The sequence below is a fragment of the Gluconacetobacter entanii genome (genome assembly GCF_013155425.1).
Classification (GTDB): Bacteria; Pseudomonadota; Alphaproteobacteria; order Acetobacterales; family Acetobacteraceae; genus Novacetimonas; species Novacetimonas entanii.
Genome location: NZ_JABJWD010000143.1, coordinates 1 through 20,245 on the forward strand (window position 1 = coordinate 1; position 20,245 = coordinate 20,245).

Below are 20,245 nucleotides of genomic sequence, written 5' to 3' on the forward strand. Positions count from 1 at the left end.
GGATTCGGCCGGGGGAGAAGGGGGGCGGGTCATCGTGGCGCCCCGGCTTCGCGGCCATTACGGCGTTTCCACGGGTTGGGAATACCCATGCGCCCCAGGATGCGTGCCTCCTCCATCTCCATGGCGCGTGCTTCACCCGCATGGTGGTGGTCATATCCCGACAGGTGCAGCACGCCATGCACCAGCAGGTGCATCATGTGGTTGCGCACCGTCCGTCCCGCCGCCTGCGCCTCGCGCCGGACCGTGGGAAAGGCAAGGATGATGTCGCCACCCCACAGCCACGCGCCCGAACCCGCCGGGGCGTATTCGAATGTCAGGACATTGGTGGGTTTGTTCTTGTCCCGGTGAAGATGGTTCAGGCGCTGGACCGTGCGGTCATCCGCCAGCACGACGGTCACGCATCCGGATACGCCAAGTTCGCGCATCGCGGTGCCGACCGCACGTTTCACATCGCGCGCCGGGTCGCGCATTGCCATATGCCAGCGCCGGTCGGTAATGCTGACATCGATGTCATCGCCAAAGGGCGATTGTGGGACCGGCCCGTCATCCTGACCGGCGGGCCTGGTATCTTCATGCACCCCGTCCGTTGAAGGGACGGGGGCTATTCTACTTCGCGGTTCCATTGTTCTCCTGCCGCGATCTGGTGCGCGAGGCGTCCTTGCTGGCCTCGGCACGCTGATCGTATGCATCCACTATACGCGCAACCAGCGGATGACGCACTACGTCACGCGATTCAAACCGTGTCATGGCGATTCCGGGCAGTCCCTCAAGTGTCTCCACCGCCTCGCGCAGGCCCGACGTCACGCCGCGCGGCAGATCGACCTGGCTCAGGTCGCCAGTAATGACCATGCGGGTGCCCGTGCCCATGCGGGTCAGGAACATCTTCATCTGCGCGGATGTCGTGTTCTGCGCCTCATCAAGGATCACGAAACTGTGCGCCAGCGTGCGGCCACGCATGAAGGCGAGGGGAGCGACCTCGATCTCCCCCGTGGCCATGCGGCGCATCACCTGGTCGCCCGGCATCATATCGTGCAGCGCGTCATACAGTGGCCGCAGGTAGGGGTCGATCTTGTCCTTCATGTCACCGGGCAGGAAGCCCAGGCGCTCCCCGGCCTCGACGGCGGGTCGGGACAGGACGATACGGTCCACCTGACCTGCCTGGAGCATGGCGACAGCCTGCGCCACGGCAAGGTACGTCTTGCCCGTCCCCGCAGGCCCGATGCCAAAGACCATTTCCTGTCGCGCCAGCATGTCCATGTAGCGCGCCTGTCCGGTGGAACGCGGCGCAATCGCGCCACGGCGGGTCATGATGGTGGGAAGGTCCGACACGCGCGCGGCCGCGGCGTCCGGCCGCGCGAGGGGGGAGACAGGGGCCATGGGGCGCGGGTCCTTTGACGTGTCCAGTGATGTGTCCGGGGCGGAAAAAAGCTGGGCGGACATGCGGATGGCCGCATCCACCTCTCCACTGTCGAGGGCATGGCCATCCTGCAGGCGGCGGTACAGCGATGTCAGGGCGGACTGCGTCACCGCGACCCGTTCGGGGCTTCCGGTAATAGCGATCCTGTTCCCCCGGCATGACAGCCGCACATCAAAGCCACGTTCAAGATGGAGGAGATGGCGGTCGTGCCCCCCCACCAACTGGGCCAGCAGGGCGTTGTCGTCAAACTGCATCGTCACGGTATGGGCGCCAGATGCCGCAGGCGGCCTGCCGGTGACGGAAGGAGTCCGGCCGCCCCCCGGGCGGCGGGAGGGGATCATGGATGCCGCGTGTTCTCTCAAGCCCTGTCTGTCTCCCCTGTCAGCACACCGCCAAGTGAATTGGTGTGCAGCTTCACGATCTCGACCTCCGCCACCTGTCCGATCAGGCTGTCGGGGCCTTCGACATGCACGGCCTGCAGATATGGGCTCTTGCCCGAAATCTGCCCCGGCTTGCGCCCGCGACCGGTAAACAGCACATCCACGCGCTGTCCCACGCTGGCCGCGTTGAAGGCGTCCTGCTGTTCACGCAGCAATGCCTGCAACCGCTGCAGCCTCGCATCCTTCACGTCCTCGGGCACCTGCGCGCCAGCGTTCGATGCAGGGGTGCCCGGACGTGGCGAGTATTTGAACGAATATGCCTGAGCAAAGCCGATGTCGCGGATCAGTTGCATCGTCTGTTCAAAATCCTCGTCGGTTTCGCCGGGATGGCCGACGATGAAGTCCGACGACAGCGCAAGGTCCGGTCGCGCCGCGCGCAGGCGCGCCACGAGGTCACGGTACTCCTGCGCCGTGTGCCCACGGTTCATCGCCGCCAGCACACGGTCCGAACCCGACTGCACCGGCAGGTGCAGGAACGGCATCAGCGCGGGCAGGTCGCGATGGGCGGCAATCAGGTCATCGCCCATGTCACGCGGGTGCGACGTGGTATAGCGGATGCGCTCCACCCCCACATGCCGCGCCAGTTCCGTCGCCAGCCGTGCAAGGTCCCATGTCGCGCCATCCGGGCCTTCGCCGTGATAGGCATTGACGTTCTGGCCCAGCAGCGTGATTTCGCGCACGCCATGCGCCACAAGCCTGCGCGCCTCCTCCAGCACGGCGGCGACGGGACGACTGGCCTCCGCGCCACGGGTGTAGGGCACGACGCAGAAGGAGCAGAATTTGTCGCACCCTTCCTGAATGGTCAGGAACGCCGCACCACCTTCGGGCACCTCGCGCTCGGGGGGCAGGAAGTCGAATTTCTGCTCCACCGGGAAATCGGTCTCGATCACCGCACCTGCGGCACGGGCAGCGCGGGCGACCATTTCGGGCAGGCGGTGATAGGTCTGCGGCCCCAGCACGATATCGACATAGGGCGCACGGGCCAGGATCTCGCGCCCTTCCGCCTGCGCCACGCATCCCGCCACCGCCAGGACGGTCTGCTGCCCGGCCTGCGCGCGGGCTTCCTTGACCAGCCGCAGCCGCCCGAGTTCGGAAAAGACCTTCTCCGCCGCGCGGTCACGGATATGGCAGGTATTAAGGATGATCATGTCGGCGCGGTCGGGCGCATCGACCGCCTCGTACCCCAGCGGGCGCAGGACATCGGTCATCCGCTCGCTGTCATACACGTTCATCTGACAGCCCCACGTGATGACATGCAATCCACGTGCCTGCTTGCCGGACCGCGCGGTAGGGGCGCAGGGAAGGGGGGTCATCTCATTCACGCAAACGGGTTCCTTGACATCGGGCGGGACGATCCCGCGGGGCGGCGCAAACACATCGTGTCTGTCGCGCGGATGGTCAAGACCCGAAACCACATGTCATAAAGGACGAAGAACCCATATCGTGACATTATCCCCCGATGGGATGACCGACCCAGTGTATCTAGCAGGCCGATCATGGCGGATGACGCGGGGGTTTTGTCAAGGACAGTTTTGGCATCCCGCCGTCCCGCCACATACGGGGACGCCATGCCGGGGACGACCGGGAACAGGCGCATGCCGGACCACGTTACTTCTGCCTCCATTGCGGGGCCATATTCACCTTATGACCATATTTGACCCTTAATTCAGCCCTCGACCCGCATTACCTAAGTGAATATGGGTTTGAATATGCATCGCCGGAATGTCAGATACCCATTGAGAGGGATTTTCCATATCACCATGCGCAGACTCCGTGCTTAACATGCCCATGGCAGGTGGATGGATGACAGAACCGGGAATGGGGACGACTTGACGTTTTTTCGTCACTTTCTGACGACACGGCAATCGTGGTCCGCACCGGGTGAAACCGGGCCATTTTCATGTAGCCCACACTGGCGGTTTCCCGCATGCCTGAGCAGCATGACCCTGTGCATTGCCGCGCTGTGCGCGGGGACGGTGCCTGCGCGCGCGGCCGACCCGCAGCCCTATGTCACCGTGATCCATCCCACCGGCAATGCGGATCTCGATGCTGCCGTGCGCGCGTCTTCCGACCTGCTGGGACTGCAGAAGACCCATACCGTCAGTCCCTTCGCCCTTGTCGGGCGGATTCACAACGATTACGCCCGCATCCGCAGCGCGCTGGAAAGCTTCGGCTATTACGCGCCCACCATCGCGATACAGGCGGCGATTGCGTCCAAGAATGGAACATCGACACCGCAGGACGGGCATGATCCCGACCTGCCGGAATGGATGCAGGCCATCCCGGCGAACCAGAAGATGGAAATCAGCGTTTCCATCACCAAGGGGCCACAGTACCATATCGGCGCCATCAGCATCGTCGCGGCAAAGGGACAGCCGCCGGTAAAGCTTGACCCCCACGAAAATGGCGCCATGGGCATCAAGGCGGGCGACCCTGCGATCGCCGCCAATATCCTCAAGGCGCAGTCGCAGCTCCAGACGACGCTTGCGGAAGAGGGATATGCGCTGGCCGATGTCAGCACGCCGCAGGCCTGGCTGCGTCCCCAGACACGCACCATCGACGTCGCCTTTACGGTGACACGCGGCCCGGTGGTCAACCTCGGCGCTTTCAGCTTCAGCGGCCTGCGCCGGACCCATCCCGCCTATGTCGTGCGCCGCCTGACCATCGCCCCCGGTGAACTGTACCAGCCATCACGCATCGAGGCCGCCCGGCAGGGGCTGTCGTCAATGGGGGTGTTTTCCGACGTGCAGGTCCATCACGAGCAGAAACTGGCCTCCGACGGGACGCTGCCGCTGGACTTCAGTTTCGCGGAATCGAAGCTGCACAGCGTCGGGGTCGAAGGCGGATATTCGACGGACCTTGGCGGGCGCGTCGGCGTGTCGTGGACGCATCGCAACCTGTTCGGCAATGCCGAGCGCCTGCGCCTGACCGCCCTTGCGACGGGCCTTGGCGGTTCCGCCGAGCAGGGGCTGGGCTATGACCTGTATGCCGACCTGATGAAGCCGGATTTCGGCTCGCGCAACCAGAACCTCAGCGCGCGGCTCGAGGGGATCCGCCAGCTTCTGTATTCCTATCGCCAGACCGCCGTCCTTGCCCGCGCGGGCATCGTGCGCCGCATCAGTTCCCACTGGAATGTCGCCTTTGGCGGGGAGGTGGAACAGGAACGCATCGACCAGATGTCACAGACGAACAGCTATTTCATCGTCTCCCTGCCGCTGAGCGCGACCTATGACGGGACCGGGGTGGACAACCCCATCATGCCCGCGACCCATGGCGTGCGCATCAGCATGAATGTCACGCCCTCCGCCTCGCTGGAGGATGGGACGTCGTTCTTCATGATCATGCAGGCGACGGTCTCGACCTATTTCGACCTTGCCAACCTCGGGCTGGCGCGCAAGGGGCGCAGCGTGTTTGCCGTGCGCGGGACGATCGGCAATGTCGAAGGGGCGTCCACCTATGCCATTCCCCCTGACCAGCGCCTGTATGCCGGTGGCAGCGCGACCGTGCGCGGCTACCGCTACCAGGGGGTGGGGCCGCAGTTCCCCAACAGCCGCTATGCCATTGGCGGCACGTCGATGGATGCCGGGTCGCTGGAATACCGGCAGCGCATCTTGCAGAAATTCGGCGCGGTCGGCTTTATCGACGCAGGCCAGGTGTCCGATGGCAGTACGCCGTTCAAGGGGACATTGCGCGCGGGCGCGGGGGCCGGGGCGCGGTATTACACGCCCATCGGCCCCGTGCGGCTGGACATTGCCGTGCCGCTCAACCGTCCGCCACGCGGCGATAAATGGGAACTGTATGTCGGGCTGGGGGAAACGTTCTGATGAGCGAGACGCAGGAACCGGCCCGTCACATCACCTGGAAGACGCTGCTCAAGATCGCGGGGCTGCTCCTTGGCGTACCGGCCGGGCTGGTCGTGCTGGCGTTCGCGCTGATCCTTGTCGGTGCCAATACCGGGGTGGGCCGCCACGAAATCGAACGCCGCCTACCGGGCCTGACGGGCGGCAGCGTGCGGATGGCGGGGCTTTCGGGGCGGTTTCCTGATTCGCTGCGGATCGCACATCTGGAGCTTGACGACTATCGCGGCACATGGCTTGCGATCGACGACCTTGCGCTGGACTGGTCACCCACGCGCCTGCTGTTGCGCAGGGCGGTGGTGGACAGCATCTCCATCGCCCACCTGTCGATCCCCCGCCTGAGCGAGGAAGACCCCGCGCACCCGTCGCCGCCCGGCAAACCGGGCAATGACAACCTGCATATGGGCGTGGATATCCGCCATGCCCATATCGCCCGCATTGATGTCGGCGCCCCCATTGCGCGCCTGCCCGCGACCTTCAGCCTGGACGGGCACGCACGCCTTGCGGATATCGCACCCGTCCTCAATGGCATATCGGTCGCGACGCTGCCGGCGGCCGACATCAACCTCATGGTCCAGCGACTGGACCATCCGGGGCTGCTGTCGGTCCGTACCCAACTGGACACCGGCACGCTTGCCCTCGATGTCCATGCGCATGAGGAAAAAGAGGGATTCCTCGGCACGCTGAGCGGCCTGCCGATGCTTGCGCCGCTCAACCTCGACATGCATGTCAGTGGCCCGCGTGACCGCAGCACCCTTGCGCTGGCCATGCAGGCCGGCGCGGCGCAGGCGCATATCGACGGGCAGGTCGGGCTGGTCCACCACGCCATGCGCCTGCGCGCCAGCCTTGACGCCCCGGCCATGACGCTGGGGCCGGATACGGGGTGGCAGTCGATTGCACTGCACACCGAACTCGGCGGGACGATGGAACGTCCCACCGGGCAGGGCACCCTCGATATCGGGCAACTGAACCAGGGGGCGGTGGGCCTCAATACCCTGCATGCCGTCTTCAGCGGGCTTTCGGGCCAGACCGCGAATGATGCCATAAATGTCCATGCCGATATCGACGGGCTGAGGATACCGGGTGCACATCCCACCATTTTCGCGGCCCGGCCGGTTGCCATCGACCTGACATGGCGGCCGGATGCGCAGGGCGCGCCTGCCGATATCACGGTGACGCACGACCTGTTGCAGATGAAGGGGAACATCCGCACCACCGCGCCCCGGCAGGGCGACGTGACGCTCGACCTGCCGCAACTCGCCCCGCTTTCCGCGCTGGCTTCAACCAGACTGGAGGGCAATGCGCACCTGCATGCGAATTTCGACGTGCCGGACGCGAAAACGGCGGGACGGGTCGCATTTGACGGGCAGGTGGCGCTGACGGGCGGGCAGGCGCAGGCGGTCGGCCTGATCGGCAGAAGTGGACAGGTGCAGGTGATGGCCAGCCTGCCCCCCGCCGACGGTTCGCCGCGCGTGGTGCGCCTGCAGACCCTGAAAATGGACGGACAGACCCTGCATCTGGACGCGGGGAACAGCACGGTCACACTGTCATCGCCCACGCAACTCGACCTTACGGCGCAGCTTGCGCTGCTGGACCTGCAGAAACTCGCGTCCTCCCTGCGCGGGCAGAGCAACCTGACACTGAGTGCGAAGGGACCGGTCAATGACCTTGCCGCCATCGTGCATGCACAGACACAGATCGGAACGCCGCAGATCCAGCCGGGACACCTGACGACCGACGTGAACTTCCGCCACCTGCCCGCAGTGCGTGAAGGGGAGGTGAGCATCACGGGCACGCTGGACCGCGCGCCGGTCGCCCTGTCCGCGTCACTGGCGAGCGGTACGGACGGGACGCGCCACCTGCGCCTTGCGCAACTGTCATGGAAAAGCCTATCGGGGCAGGCGGACATGGCCCTGCCGGAAGGGCACATGGTGCCGTCGGGCACGATGGACATCCATATGGCGCGACTGGCGGACTGGCGCGACCTTCTGGGGCATGACATCACCGGGCATGTCGCAACCGCCGTCCACACCACCGCCGGCACGGGGACGACGCCCCCGGTCGTCTCGCTCAATCTTGATGGCGGCATCGGTTCGCCCTGGGCCAATATCGGGCGGTTGCAGCTTGGCGGCACGATCCGCGACCCGGTGGATGCGCCGCACCCGGACCTGGACCTGCGCATTGATGATGCGGCCATCAACGACATCCGTGGCAATGCCCATGTCACGGCCAAGGGGCCACTGAATGCCCTGATGGTCAGCGCCACATCACGCCTGACGACGACACAGCTTGGTCCGGCAGCCTTCGATACGGCGCTGCTGCTGGATATTCCGGGGCACAGGGCCACGGCCCGTACCCTGTCGGGCGAATTACGCGGCGAACGGCTGCAACTGCTGGCGCCCGCCACCGTCAGCTATGGCCCGACGATGGGGGTTGACCATATGCGCGCGACCCTTTCCCCACCGCAGGGACAGGCCGCCAGCATCGACATCGCCGGCTCGGTTCGACCGGCCCTTGACCTCAGGGCCGAACTTACGCATGTCACCCCCGCATTGCTGCGGCCGCTGATGCCCTCCCTGCGCGCGGAAGGCGAAATCTCGGCACAGGCGCGGCTGACGGGGACGCTGGCGCGGCCGGGCGGGCAGGTCACGCTGCGGGCCAGCGGGCTGAAATACCATACGGACTATACCTCCTCCCTTGCCGCTGCCAGCCTTGATGCGACCGCCGTGCTGAACGGGGCCACGGCGCGCGTGGACGCCAGCCTGAATGCCGGGCAGCAGGCCAGCCTGAGCGTGAGGGGGGATGCACCAACCAGCATGAACGGCCCGCTGGCGCTGCATTCCGCCGGCACGATCGACCTTGCCGCGGCGAACGCCTATCTCGGTGCGCAGGCACGACAGGCGGGCGGGATGCTGCGGATGAACGTGGACGTACGCGGCACGCCGAAACTTCCGCTCATCTCCGGCACGCTCGACCTTGCGGACGGCACGTTCCATGACTACGCACAGGGCGTCCAGCTTTCGGCCATCAAGGGCAGCGTGCTGGCGCAGGGCAACCGGCTTGTCATCCAGTCCCTTGGCGCCACCGCGGGCAAGGGGACCATCACGGCCGCCGGTTCCTATGGCATCTTCGAACCCGGCCATCCCATTGACCTGACCCTTACGGCACGCAATGCCCGCCCCTTGGCCAGCGACCTCATCACCGCCACCCTTGATGCCAACCTGAACGTCAAGGGGCAGCTTGCATCGCGCATCAATGCGGGCGGGGACATTACCCTGTCACGGGTGGACGTGAACATTCCCGATTCCCTGCCGACATCGGTCGCGCACCTCAATGTAATTCGCCCCGACGACGCCGCTGCCGTGACCCAGCAGCCGCAATCCCCGCTGGTCATCGGCCTTGACCTTGCCCTGCGCTCCCCGGGGCAGTTCTTTGTGCGCGGGCATGGGCTGAATACCGAAATGCACGGCAACCTGCATCTGGGCGGGACCACCGATACGCCCGTGGTGACGGGGTCGTTTTCCATGGCCAAGGGAACCTTCGCCCTTGGCGGGATTTCGCTCAATTTCAGCAAGGGCAAGGTCGGGTTCGATGGCATGGGCGTCACCCACAGCATCGACCCCAGCCTTGATTTCGTGGCGGAGCGCAGCACGAACGAAGGTACGGCACGGCTGAATGTCGGCGGTTACGCCAGCGCGCCGAAAATCACCTTCTCCTCCACCCCGCCGCTGTCGCAGGACCAGATCCTGGCGATCCTGCTGTTCGGGACGGATTCACAGTCGCTGTCGCCCACGCAGATGGCGGAAATTGCCTCGGCCATCGCCACCATCAGCGGCGGTTCGGCCTTTGACCCGCTGGGCATCGTGCGCAAGACGCTGCATCTCGACCGCCTGCAGATGAGCAGTTCGTCCAACGGGTCGGGCGGCAACGACACCGGCAGTATCGAGGCCGGGAAATACGTCATGCGCGGCGTCTATGTCGGGGCGAAACAGGCAACATCCGGATCGGGCACGCAGGCGCAGGTGCAGGTGGACCTGACCAAGCGCCTCAAGCTCAACACGACGGTCGGGACCGGCGGCAACGTGACCGGCTTTACAACGCCCGAAAACGATCCGGGCAGCAGCATCGGCCTGCTCTACCAGTTCAATTACTGAGGCATGTCCCGCAACGGGATGATGACCGGGCGGAAACTCTCCTGAAGCTTTGCCGACAGAAAGCTTCACCCCAAACCCTGTCATGAAAAAGCCTGCCAGACAACGGGGTCTGGCAGGCGGGGAAGACGCATAAAGGTGGGCGGAAAAAAGGTCAGGCGGCCTTCATGACGGCAGTCAGCGTTTCCAGCACGACGGCAGGTTCCTTGCCTTCGAGCACCGCGACCTCGGCCACGAAACGCTCCTGCGCGGCTTCGAACAGCTTGCGCTCGCTGAAGCTGCCATCGAGGCTATCGACATTGCGGCGCAGGTCGCGCAGCACTTCGGCAATCTGGACCAGGTCGCCGGAGTTGATCTTTTCCTGATAGGCGACGGCGCGACGCGCCCACATGCCCCGGCTGACATGGGGCTTGCCCTTGATGATCGCCATGGCCTTGTCCACGATCTCGCGTGAGACGATCTTGCGCAGGCCGGACTTGCGGGCCTTGGACAGGGGGATACGCAGCGTCATTTGGTTGCCGGGGAACGAAATCTGGATCATTTCCAGCTTCGTTCCCGCGATCTCGTCAATGCCGATCCGGTCAACCCGTCCCACGCCATGCGCCGCATAGACGATGGCGTCACCTTCGCGGAACGGATCCTCGTCCTTTTCCGGCTTGCTGCTCTTGGCTTCGGCGGCGGTTACTGCTGCTGCGGTCCGCGCCATTGCATCGGTCACACTGCCCTTCGGGGTCGTTCTGAACATGCTCATGACATGTCATATAGCATAAATTTCCCCATATGTCTTGACTGATCGAAAGCCATGGCGGCGCATCCGCCGAATGTTTCAGTTCTGCACACCACGCACGGCGGCAAGGGCAGGGGGGGCAGGCTGCCCGCACGACTGCAGCAGGTCGATTTCGATGGTGCGCGCGATCGTGCGCATCGGCATGCCATGCGGGGTGGTGGCAAAGGGTTCCTGAAGGTCGCTGCCGATCTTGTCCAGCGCCACGAACAGCAGCCCGACCAGCGACGATCCCAGCGGCGTGATCCAGCCCAGGGTCTGCACCATCGACAGCGGCAGGATGATGCAGAAAACCGCCGCCACCAGCTTGGGCAGCACGGAAAACTGGATCGCCAGCGGCGTGTTGCGGATCCGCTCCAGCCCTCCCTGCGCATTGCTCAGGTCCGACAGGATGCGGTCGATCTGTCCCTGCAGCGCGCCATCGATCCCCAGCGCGCGGGCACGGGCGTCAACGCCCAGGCCAAGCTGGAACAGGATGGCGGCCGGGATGTTGGCGTGTCCCTCGATCCCGCGCAGCATGTCTTCGGACAGCAGGCGCCTGACATCCTCCATCGTGTCGGTGCGGCCCAGCGCACCGCGCAGCGCATGCGGATAGGCCGCCATCGCACGCGCCAGTTCGGGACTGCCACGCAGGATCGTACCGACCTGCCGCCCGAAGGAACGGCTGTTGTTGGTGACGGCCCCCCACAGGGTGCGCGCCTCCCACCAGCGGTTATAGGCGGTGTTGTTGCGAAAGCTCATGAACAGGACCAGCGCCGAGCCGATCAGGGAGATCGGCAGCGTCGGCTGCTCCATCCAGTCCTGATGATAGATCTGGAACATGACGACAACCACCACATCCCACGCGCACAGCAGCACGAGGGACAGCAGGCTTTCGCGCATGAGTATCCACAATCCGATCCTGCGATTCACGATCATCTGGGCAATGTCCTGAAATGATGGGGTCGATGGAACAGGTGCGGACCGGATGGTCCGTACCATGATTCCGCACATACCATATCGGCATGGATGGAAACGTCCCGCCCTCACGATTGCATAATTTGTAATACCCGCCACACATGCCCACACTGTCGCATCGACATTGACGCAAGGGGCGTCGGACGCTTCTTATGTGTCCCAGCCACCCGTCACTTTATCTTGCTGGAAAAGGGTTTACAGATCATGGATGTCAGGGCCGCCGTTGCGTTCGAAGCCGGGAAACCGCTGGAAATCGAGACCGTGCAGCTTGAAGGACCGCGCGAGGGCGAGGTGCTGGTGGAAATCAAGGCGACGGGCCTGTGCCATACCGACAAGTACACCCTGTCCGGTGCCGATCCCGAAGGGCTGTTCCCCGCGATCCTGGGTCATGAAGGTGCCGGCGTCGTGGTCGAGGTCGGGCCGGGCGTGCGTCACCTGAAGCCGGGCGACCATGTCATCCCGCTCTACACCCCCGAATGCCGCGAATGTAAGTCGTGCCTGTCGCGCAAGACCAACCTGTGCACCGCCATCCGCGCAACACAGGGCAAGGGCCTGATGCCCGACGGGACATCGCGCTTTTCGTTCAAGGGGCAGCCGATCCACCATTATATGGGCTGCTCGACGTTTGCGAACTATACGGTGCTGCCCGAAATCGCGCTGGCGAAGATCCGCCCCGACGCGCCCTTCGACAAGGTATTCTATATCGGCTGTGGCGTGACCACCGGCATCGGCGCGGTCCTGTTCACCGCCAAGGTGGAGGCCGGGGCCTCCGTCGTGGTCTTCGGGCTGGGCGGGATCGGCCTGAACGTGATCCAGGGCGCGAAGATGGTCGGCGCGGACAGGATCATCGGCGTTGACATCAACCCCGCGCGCGAAGCCATCGCCCGAAAGTTCGGCATGACCGACTTCGTCAATCCCAACGACCTTGGCCCCAATGGCGACATTGTCGGGCATCTGGTCGAACTGACCGGGGGCGGGGCGGATTATTCCTTTGAATGCGTCGGCAATCCCACCCTGATGCGCCAGGCGCTGGAATGCGCGCACCGGGGATGGGGGGTGTCCACCATCATCGGCGTCGCGGGGGCGGGGCAGGAAATCAGCACGCGCCCGTTCCAGCTTGTCACCGGGCGGCGCTGGATCGGGTCGGCCTTCGGCGGCGCGCGCGGACGCACCGACGTGCCGAAGATCGTGGACTGGTACATGGAAAACCGTATCGACATCGACGACCTGATCACCCATCGCCTGCCGCTGGAGCGCATCAATGAAGGCTTTGACATGATGACGCGCGGCGAAAGCATCCGCACCGTGGTCGAATTCTGACCATGGATGCGACGATGCTGTCCGATCCCGGCGGGGAACTGACGACCCGTGCGGAACATGCCTGCTGTGGCGGCCGGGTCGGCTTCTACAGCCATGCCTCCCGCGCATTGGGACTGGAGGCGCGTTTCGCCGTGTTCATGCCCGCCGGGGCCAGCATGGCGCGGCGTGTGCCGGTCATCCACCTGCTGGCGGGCCTGACCTGCACAGAGGAGACGTTCCTGATCAAGTCCAACGTCATCCGCTTTGCCGCGCGTCATGGCATCGCGCTGGTGGCGACCGATACCTCGCCGCGCGGGGCAGGGGTGTCGGGCGAAGACGACGCCTATGACCTTGGCACCGGCGCGGGTTTCTACCTCGACGCCACGCGCGCGCCATGGGATGCGCATTACCGCATGGGAACCTATGTGGGCGACGAACTGCCCCACCTGACGGAACGCCTGTTTGCGCTGGATGGGTCACGGCGCGGGATCATGGGACATTCCATGGGCGGCCATGGCGCGCTGGTCCATGCCCTGCGCGCGCCGCAGAAATGGAAATCGGTCTCCGCCTTTGCCCCGATCGTCCATCCGGCCATCGTGCCGTGGGGGGAAAAGGCATTTTCCACCTATCTCGGGGCCGATCGCACCACTTGGGCCGCGCATGATGCAACGCTGCTGCTGAAGGCGGGGCATATGCATCCCACCACCATCCTGATCGACCAGGGGGAGGCGGACCAGTTCCTGCATGACCAGTTGCGCCCGGACCTGTTCCGTGATGCCGCGACATCAGTCGGACAGGCGCTGGACCTGCGCCTGCATGCGGGATACGACCATTCCTACTGGTTCATACAGTCATTTATCGAGGACCATGTCCGCCATCATGCCGCGATCCTGACCGGCACACCTGCCTGATAAACGATGCCGGCGGGCATGGACCCGCTGGCATGTCAGGTGCCGATGATATGCAGCACGATGTCGCGCCGGTGGGCCATGCGCCTGTGTTCGAACAGATACAGGCCCTGCCACGTGCCCAGCACCGGACACCCGTCCGCAACAGGGATCGAAAGCTGCGTATTGGTCAGCATGGTGCGCAGGTGCGCGGGCATGTCATCCGGCCCCTCGTCATCATGGATATAGCGCGACGGGTCCTCGGGTACCAGCGCCTCGAAATAACGGGCAATGTCCTCGCGCACCGTGGGATCGGCGTTCTCCTGCACGGTCAGGCTGGCCGAGGTATGCCGGCACCACAGCGTCAGGAGCCCGGTGCCGATACCCGTGGATGCGACCCAGTCGATCACCGGACGGGTAATGGGCACCAGTCCCTTGCCATGCGTCCTGACATGCAGGGTGTGCAGTTCCTGACGCATGGTGTGCTCCTTTCGCTTATTTCAGGAACCCGACAAGGGATTCCGCCTCGGCCACGATGGGTTCGGCAATCACGTTGGCGCGGCGCGCACCGTCACGCAGCGTATCGCGCAGGAATCCGGGTTCCTTGAGCAGGCGCGTCGTCTCGTCCGCGATGGGGGCGATATGCTGCACCAGAACATCGGTCAGCGCCTTCTTGAAGGGACCAAAGCCTTCGCCACCATGCTGGTTCAGCACATCCTGAATGCTGCACTGCTGCAAGGTGGCATAGATCGTCACGAGGTTACGGGCCTCGGGACGGTTTTCCAGACCGGCTTCCTCGCCCGGCAGGGGCTCGGGGTCGGTCTTCGCCCGGCGGATCTTCAGCGCGATCGTATCGGCGTCGTCCGTCATCTCGATCCGGCTCTGGGCCGAAGGGTCGGATTTGGACATCTTCTTCGTGCCGTCACGCAGGCTCATGATCCGTGCGCCCTGCGGCGGGATCAGCGCCTCGACGATGGGGAAGAAGTCCAGCCCGTAATCATGGTTGAATTTCTGCGCGATATCGTTGGTCAGTTCCAGATGCTGGCGCTGGTCATCGCCCACGGGCACCGCCGTCGCCTTGTAGGTCAGGATGTCGGCCGCCATCAGGTCGGGATAGACATACAGCCCCGCCGAATGGTTTTCACGGTCCTTGCCCGCCTTGTCCTTGAACTGCGTCATGCGGTTCAGCCAGCCAAGGCGCGCCACACAGTTGAAAATCCACGCAAGGCGTGCATGCGCCGTCACGGCGGACTGGTTGAACAGGATATGGCGCTGCACATCAATGCCCGAGGCCAGCAGCACCGCCGTCTGCGCCAGCGTCTGTTCCCGCAGGGCCGCAGGCTCCTGCCAGACGGTGATGGCATGCATGTCCACAAGGCAGAATATGCATTCATTGTCACGTTGCAGCCCAACCCAGTTGCGTATCGCACCGAGATAGTTGCCAAGCTGCGGAATTCCAGTCGGCTGGATGCCGGAAAATATGCGTCGCATCCCGCTGTTTTCCGCTCTTTCCCGCCCGCACGTCAAGCGCGTTGATATCAGGGGAGACGATGAATCTGATCAAGCCGCCGCCGCTCCTCCGCCACGGCGCTGGTGGGAAGGGGATGCGCCCGTACGGCCGCGATTTCATCGGCAGTAAAGACCGGCGGCGTCGATGAATCCCCACGCGCCGCCAGATAGGTCAGGATGGATGCGATTTCGTGGTCCGACAGGCGGGTGCGGAACGATGGCATCGAGAAATTGTAATGCACGCCCCGGATATCGAGCGGGCCGTTCAGGCCGTTGAGCAGGACATCCGCCAGGTAATGCCGCCCTTCGGCAGAGGAGGCGATCAGGTCGATCCGTCCGATCAGGGGCGGGATCTCGCCCTTCATGCCTTCGCCATTATGGTGGCAGATACCGCAATTGGTGCGATAGCGCGCGGCCCCTTCATGCTTGCCCGAACAGGCGGCCAGCGAAAATGTCCCGAGACAGAGGAGAATCATGCCTTTCGCGATGCGACGCATGTCTGGAAAAGTCAGCATGCCGCACGATACCCCCGTCAGGCGGGAAGGGATATGAAAAACGCCACCAGAGGGACCCTGGTGGCGTTTCCAAAAAACCATGACCCGGATGTCCGTCTCCCCTAGTGGGAGCGCGATACACCAAGAAGCTGGATCTTGAAGATCAGCGGGCTGTCAGGCTGGATGATCCCCATCGACTTGTGCCCGTAGGCCAGTTCCGGCGGGACGTAGAGCATCCAGACGTCACCCACATGCATCATGGGGACCGCCTCCTGCCATCCCTTGATCACCATTTCCAGCGGCATCTGCATATAGGCGCCATGCCCATGCTGGTCCGAACTGTCAAAGATCCCGCCATCGGGCAGGCGACCTTCATAGATGACCATGACGCTGTCATTGACCGTGGGCTGCGCCCCGTCCTTCGGCCCGGACTTCAGCACCTTGTACGCCAGTCCGTCCGGCAGGACCTTCACGCCGGGCTGCGTCTTCACGTTCGCCATGAACTGCGCGGGCGTCAGTTCAGGCTCATCTTCTTTTTTGCTTCCGCCACACGCAACCAGCGGCACCGCCAGCGCAGTCGCCAGAAGAAAGGGAATGACGCGTGAAAAACGTTTCATGACACCTCGGTTGATGGAATGGAAATGAACGGCGCGACTCCTCAAAGGGCGCCGCCACGACGGCCGATCTTGGCGCCAAGGCGCAGGCGCAGGGCGTTCAGGCGGATGAAGCCCTGTGCATCGGCCTGGTTGTACGCACCTTCGTCATCCTCGAACGTGACGACGCGGGTGTCATACAGGCTGTTGGGACTTTCGCGACCAACGCAGATCACGTTGCCCTTGTACAGCTTCAGGCGCACGCGACCGCTGACCGAATGCTGGCTCTGGTCGATCAGGGCCTGGAGCATCCGCCGCTCCGGGGAGAACCACAGGCCGTTATAGATGATCTCCGCATAGCGGGGCATCAGGCTGTCCTTGAGGTGCATCGCCTCGCGGTCGAGCGTGATGCTTTCGATGCTGCGATGCGCGGTCAGCAGGATCGTGCCGCCCGGCGTTTCATAGATGCCGCGCGACTTCATGCCGACGAAACGGTTTTCCACCAGGTCCAGCCGCCCGATGCCATTCGCACGGCCCAGTTCGTTCAGGCGCGTCAGCAGCGTCGCGGGCGACAGGGCCTCGCCATTCAGGGCGACCGGATCGCCGGAGACGAAATCGATCGTGATTTCCGTCGCCTTGTCGGGGGCGGCCTCGGGGGAGATGGTGCGCTGGAAGACGATCTCGTCCGGTCCGACCGCCGGATCCTCCAGCAGCTTCCCTTCGGACGAGGAATGCAGCAGGTTGGCATCGACGGAGAAGGGGGCCTCGCCACGCTTGTCCTTGGCGATGGGGATCTGGTGTTCCTCGGCAAAGGACAGCAGCTTCGTGCGTGAGGTCAGGTCCCATTCACGCCACGGGGCGATCACGGTGATATCGGGCTTCAGCGCGTAATAGGCCAGTTCAAAGCGGACCTGGTCATTGCCCTTGCCGGTCGCGCCATGCGCCACGGCGTCGGCGCCGACCTGCTCGGCGATCTCGATCTGCCGCTGTGCGATCAGCGGACGCGCGATGGAGGTGCCCAGCAGGTACTGGCCTTCATACAGCGCATTGGCCCGGAACATCGGAAAGACGAAATCCTTGACGAACGTCTCGCGCAGGTCCTCGACAAAGATTTCCTTCACGCCGAACATCTCGGCCTTCTTGCGCGCGGGTTCCAGTTCCTCGCCCTGACCAAGGTCGGCGGTAAAGGTTACGACTTCGCAGCCATACTCGGTCTGTAACCATCGAAGAATCACGGACGTATCGAGACCGCCTGAATAGGCGAGCACAACCTTCTTGACGTCCTTGGCGGCCATGGGGAGAGGTCTCCTGTCGACAAAACTGAAAATTTCCTGCCGACCACCCTGTCGGCAGCATGCCGTCCTAGCATCCCCGGACGCCCACGGCCAGCAGCGAGACGCGGTTTTATCCGCACCATCGCGCAGTCATGCGCCCGGCCGGTGCGTTCAGGCGCCTTCGACGGCCGTGGGGGAAGGCTGGCGACGCGCGCGCTGGCTTTCGGTGCGCAACTGCCCGCAGGCGGCCAGGATATCACGCCCGCGCGGCATGCGGATGGGGGAGGCGAAGCCGGCGTCCATGACGATATTCGCAAAACGGTCAAGCTGTTCACGCGTGGAGGGCTGGAACCTGCTGCCGGGCCACGGGTTGAACGGGATCAGGTTGACCTTGGCCGGGATGCCGGCAATCAGGCGGACCAGTTCGCGTGCATCGGCCTCGCTGTCGTTCACGCCGCGCAGCATGATGTATTCAAACGTGATGCGCCGCGCATTGCTGGCGGCCGGATATCGGCGGCATGCGGCAATCAGGTCGGCAATGGGATATTTGCGGTTCAGCGGCACCAGTTCATCACGCAGGTCATCACGCACCGCATGCAGCGAAATGGCGAGGTTGATGCCAAGTTCATCACCACACTGGTCCATCATCGGGATGACGCCGGACGTGGACAGGGTAATGCGCCGCCGCGACAGGCCGATCCCTTCGCCATCCATGATAATCTTCATGGCCTTGGCGATGTTTTCGTAATTATACAGTGGCTCACCCATGCCCATCAGCACGATGGTGGACAGCAGGCGTGGCGTCTCGCCCTTGGGGCTGGGCCATTCGCCATAGCTGTCACGCGCGGCCATGAACTGCCCCACGATTTCCGCCGCACCCAGATTGCGCACCAACCCCTGGGTTCCGGTATGGCAGAAGGTGCATGACAGCGTGCAGCCAACCTGTGAGGAAATGCACACGGCGCCCCGATCCTCGCGCCGGTCGGGAATATAGACGGTCTCCGCCTCCTGCCCGTCGCGGAAACGGAACAGGAATTTGCGTGTCTCGTCACTGGACGTCTGGACGGTGGCGGCCTGCGGGCGACTGACGACGAAACGCTCCGCCAGTTTTTCCTGCAGGGGCTTGGCAATCGAACTCATGCGGGAGAAATCGGTCACGCCCTGATGGTATATCCAGTGCCATAACTGCTTGGTGCGGAATGGCTTTTCCCCGATTTCCAGCAGGATTTCCGTCAGTTCCTCGCGCGACAGCCCCACCAGTTCGCGTCGCCCGTCGGGCAGCACGGCCGAAGGGGGGGCAAACTGCGCCGATTTGGCAAGGATACGGCTGCGTTCGTCATCGGTCAGCGCCGCTGCCGACGCGGCCTCCCGAACGGGACTGGCATAAGGGGGTGGGACTGCGGACATAGCGAAACACGCCTTGATGTTCGGACCGGGACAGGTTCAGGAATGGGATTGCCCGCTCCCTACCACATCTGCCCCACCGAAAGCGACCACAGACTAAAAGGCTGTATCAAAAGGCCGCCCACACCACATATCGAAATTTCAAAAAGCTTCGAAAGACGCCGCCTTTAAAAAAAGGGGCCACCCAAAAAACTTCTATTCGTCATCAGGCATCCTTGCGTGCCGCGATCAGGAATTCGCGGTTGCCTTCCGGTCCGGTGATGGGACTGGGTTCGATCCCGATCACGGACCATCCCGGAAGCGACTGCCACCAGTCATGGATCATGGCGCATACGGCGTCATGGACTGCCGGATCACGCACCACGCCCTTGGGGCCGATAGCCTCACGCCCCGCCTCGAACTGCGGCTTGATGAGCGCGATCGCCCATGCCCCCGGCACGCACAGGTCAATGGCGGCGGGCAGGACGGTCCGCAGCCCGATGAAACTGGCATCACAGACCAGCGCCCCGATGGGATCGGGAATGATCCCGGCATCGAGATGGCGCGCATTGCATTTTTCCAGCACGACGACCCGTGGGTCATTGCGCAGTTTCCACGCGATCTGCCCATGCCCCACATCCACGGCATAGACCTTCGACGCACCATTATGCAGTAGGACATCGGTAAACCCGCCCGTGGATGCCCCCACGTCAAGGCAGGTCAGGCCTTCGGGCGAGAAACCAAAATGCTCCAGCCCATGCGCCAGCTTGATGCCCCCACGCGAAACCCACGGATGATCCTGCCCCTTGACCGTAAGCGGCACATCCTCGGCCAACTGGTCACCGGGCTTGTCGATGCGGCGGTTGGGCGTGAAGACCAGACCCGCCATGATGAGGGCCTGCGCACGCGTGCGCGTTTCAACCAGTCCCCGGTCAACCAGCATCTGGTCCACGCGTCGCTTCGCCATCCCTGTCCTCCGCTTCCTGATCCGGGTTGCCGGATCAGGCCATCTGCTGCGACGGAGAACGCCCCAGCGCACCGAGCGCCGTATCCACGATCGCCTGCGCATCGAGGCCTGCCTCGTGGTACTGGGCGGCCTGGGTGTTGTGATCGATGAAGCGGTCGGGCAGGGCCATGGGGCGGAAGCGCACGCGGTCGAGCAGCCCGGTCTTGGCCAGGTGCATCATCACGAACGCCCCG

17 protein-coding genes are annotated in these 20,245 nt (G+C 64.0%); 4 read left to right on the plus strand and 13 right to left on the minus strand.

The window, feature by feature from the left end:
- Positions 1–29: 29 nt before the first annotated feature.
- From ybeY to miaB, 3 genes are all read right to left on the minus strand, one after another.
- Complete coding sequence (ybeY, locus tag HNH97_RS16900; RefSeq protein ID WP_171791657.1) at positions 30–623, minus strand: rRNA maturation RNase YbeY; 594 nt, start codon at positions 621–623, stop codon at positions 30–32.
- On the minus strand, positions 607–1,671 hold the full coding sequence (locus HNH97_RS16905; protein WP_216657703.1) for a PhoH family protein: 1,065 nt from the start codon (positions 1,669–1,671) through the stop codon (positions 607–609). The genes ybeY and HNH97_RS16905 overlap by 17 nt, the downstream gene beginning before the upstream one ends.
- Before the next feature lie 104 nt (positions 1,672–1,775).
- Positions 1,776–3,089, minus strand: coding sequence for a tRNA (N6-isopentenyl adenosine(37)-C2)-methylthiotransferase MiaB (gene miaB, locus HNH97_RS16910; RefSeq protein ID WP_407716843.1), 1,314 nt, complete (start codon positions 3,087–3,089; stop codon positions 1,776–1,778).
- Positions 3,090–3,797: 708 nt separating this feature from the next.
- Between miaB and HNH97_RS16915 the strand changes: the two genes are divergently transcribed.
- Entirely contained in the window at positions 3,798–5,681 is a 1,884-nt protein-coding gene (locus HNH97_RS16915; RefSeq protein WP_227744380.1) for an autotransporter assembly complex protein TamA, read from the plus strand.
- A complete protein-coding gene (locus tag HNH97_RS16920; protein WP_171791659.1) occupies positions 5,681–9,868 on the plus strand; it encodes a translocation/assembly module TamB domain-containing protein in 4,188 nt (1,395 codons plus the stop codon). Before HNH97_RS16915 ends, HNH97_RS16920 begins: the two co-directional genes overlap by 1 nt.
- A 151-nt stretch (positions 9,869–10,019) precedes the next feature.
- Here the strand turns inward: HNH97_RS16920 and HNH97_RS16925 are convergent, their stop codons facing one another.
- Together HNH97_RS16925 and HNH97_RS16930 are read right to left on the minus strand one after the other, a co-directional pair.
- Positions 10,020–10,616 carry a CarD family transcriptional regulator gene (locus tag HNH97_RS16925; protein WP_110913848.1) on the minus strand — a complete coding sequence of 199 codons (597 nt, stop codon included), beginning with the start codon at positions 10,614–10,616 and terminating at the stop codon, positions 10,020–10,022.
- 75 nt (positions 10,617–10,691) lie between these two features.
- A complete protein-coding gene (locus tag HNH97_RS16930; protein ID WP_171791660.1) occupies positions 10,692–11,567 on the minus strand; it encodes a bestrophin family protein in 876 nt (291 codons plus the stop codon).
- 243 nt (positions 11,568–11,810) lie between these two features.
- On the opposite strand from HNH97_RS16930, the gene HNH97_RS16935 reads away from it, so the two are divergent.
- A complete protein-coding gene (locus HNH97_RS16935) occupies positions 11,811–12,926 on the plus strand; it encodes an S-(hydroxymethyl)glutathione dehydrogenase/class III alcohol dehydrogenase (RefSeq protein WP_110913846.1) in 1,116 nt (371 codons plus the stop codon).
- Between the two features lie 14 nt (positions 12,927–12,940).
- Positions 12,941–13,816: an S-formylglutathione hydrolase gene (gene fghA, locus HNH97_RS16940; RefSeq protein WP_171791661.1), complete on the plus strand. Its 876-nt coding sequence runs from the start codon at positions 12,941–12,943 to the stop codon at positions 13,814–13,816.
- Positions 13,817–13,851: 35 nt separating this feature from the next.
- Here fghA and HNH97_RS16945 read toward each other — a convergent pair whose 3' ends face one another.
- The 8 genes from HNH97_RS16945 to HNH97_RS16980 all read right to left on the minus strand — a co-directional run.
- Positions 13,852–14,271, minus strand: a complete 420-nt coding sequence (locus HNH97_RS16945) for a secondary thiamine-phosphate synthase enzyme YjbQ (protein WP_110913845.1) — start codon at positions 14,269–14,271, stop codon at positions 13,852–13,854.
- Positions 14,272–14,287: 16 nt separating this feature from the next.
- A complete protein-coding gene (trpS, locus tag HNH97_RS16950) occupies positions 14,288–15,283 on the minus strand; it encodes a tryptophan--tRNA ligase (RefSeq protein WP_110913844.1) in 996 nt (331 codons plus the stop codon).
- A gap of 47 nt (positions 15,284–15,330) precedes the next feature.
- Complete coding sequence (locus HNH97_RS16955) at positions 15,331–15,816, minus strand: c-type cytochrome (RefSeq protein ID WP_171791662.1); 486 nt, start codon at positions 15,814–15,816, stop codon at positions 15,331–15,333.
- A gap of 101 nt (positions 15,817–15,917) precedes the next feature.
- Entirely contained in the window at positions 15,918–16,412 is a 495-nt protein-coding gene (locus HNH97_RS16960) for an FKBP-type peptidyl-prolyl cis-trans isomerase (RefSeq protein WP_003620199.1), read from the minus strand.
- Between the two features lie 41 nt (positions 16,413–16,453).
- On the minus strand, positions 16,454–17,683 hold the full coding sequence (locus HNH97_RS16965; protein ID WP_110913841.1) for an argininosuccinate synthase: 1,230 nt from the start codon (positions 17,681–17,683) through the stop codon (positions 16,454–16,456).
- A gap of 150 nt (positions 17,684–17,833) precedes the next feature.
- A complete protein-coding gene (gene rlmN, locus HNH97_RS16970) occupies positions 17,834–19,069 on the minus strand; it encodes a 23S rRNA (adenine(2503)-C(2))-methyltransferase RlmN (RefSeq protein ID WP_171791663.1) in 1,236 nt (411 codons plus the stop codon).
- Between the two features lie 202 nt (positions 19,070–19,271).
- Positions 19,272–20,012 carry a TlyA family RNA methyltransferase gene (locus HNH97_RS16975; protein ID WP_171791664.1) on the minus strand — a complete coding sequence of 247 codons (741 nt, stop codon included), beginning with the start codon at positions 20,010–20,012 and terminating at the stop codon, positions 19,272–19,274.
- A gap of 34 nt (positions 20,013–20,046) precedes the next feature.
- Positions 20,047–20,245, minus strand: a 199-nt coding sequence (locus HNH97_RS16980) for a hypothetical protein (RefSeq protein ID WP_171791665.1), incomplete at its 5' end; no start/stop codon positions are given.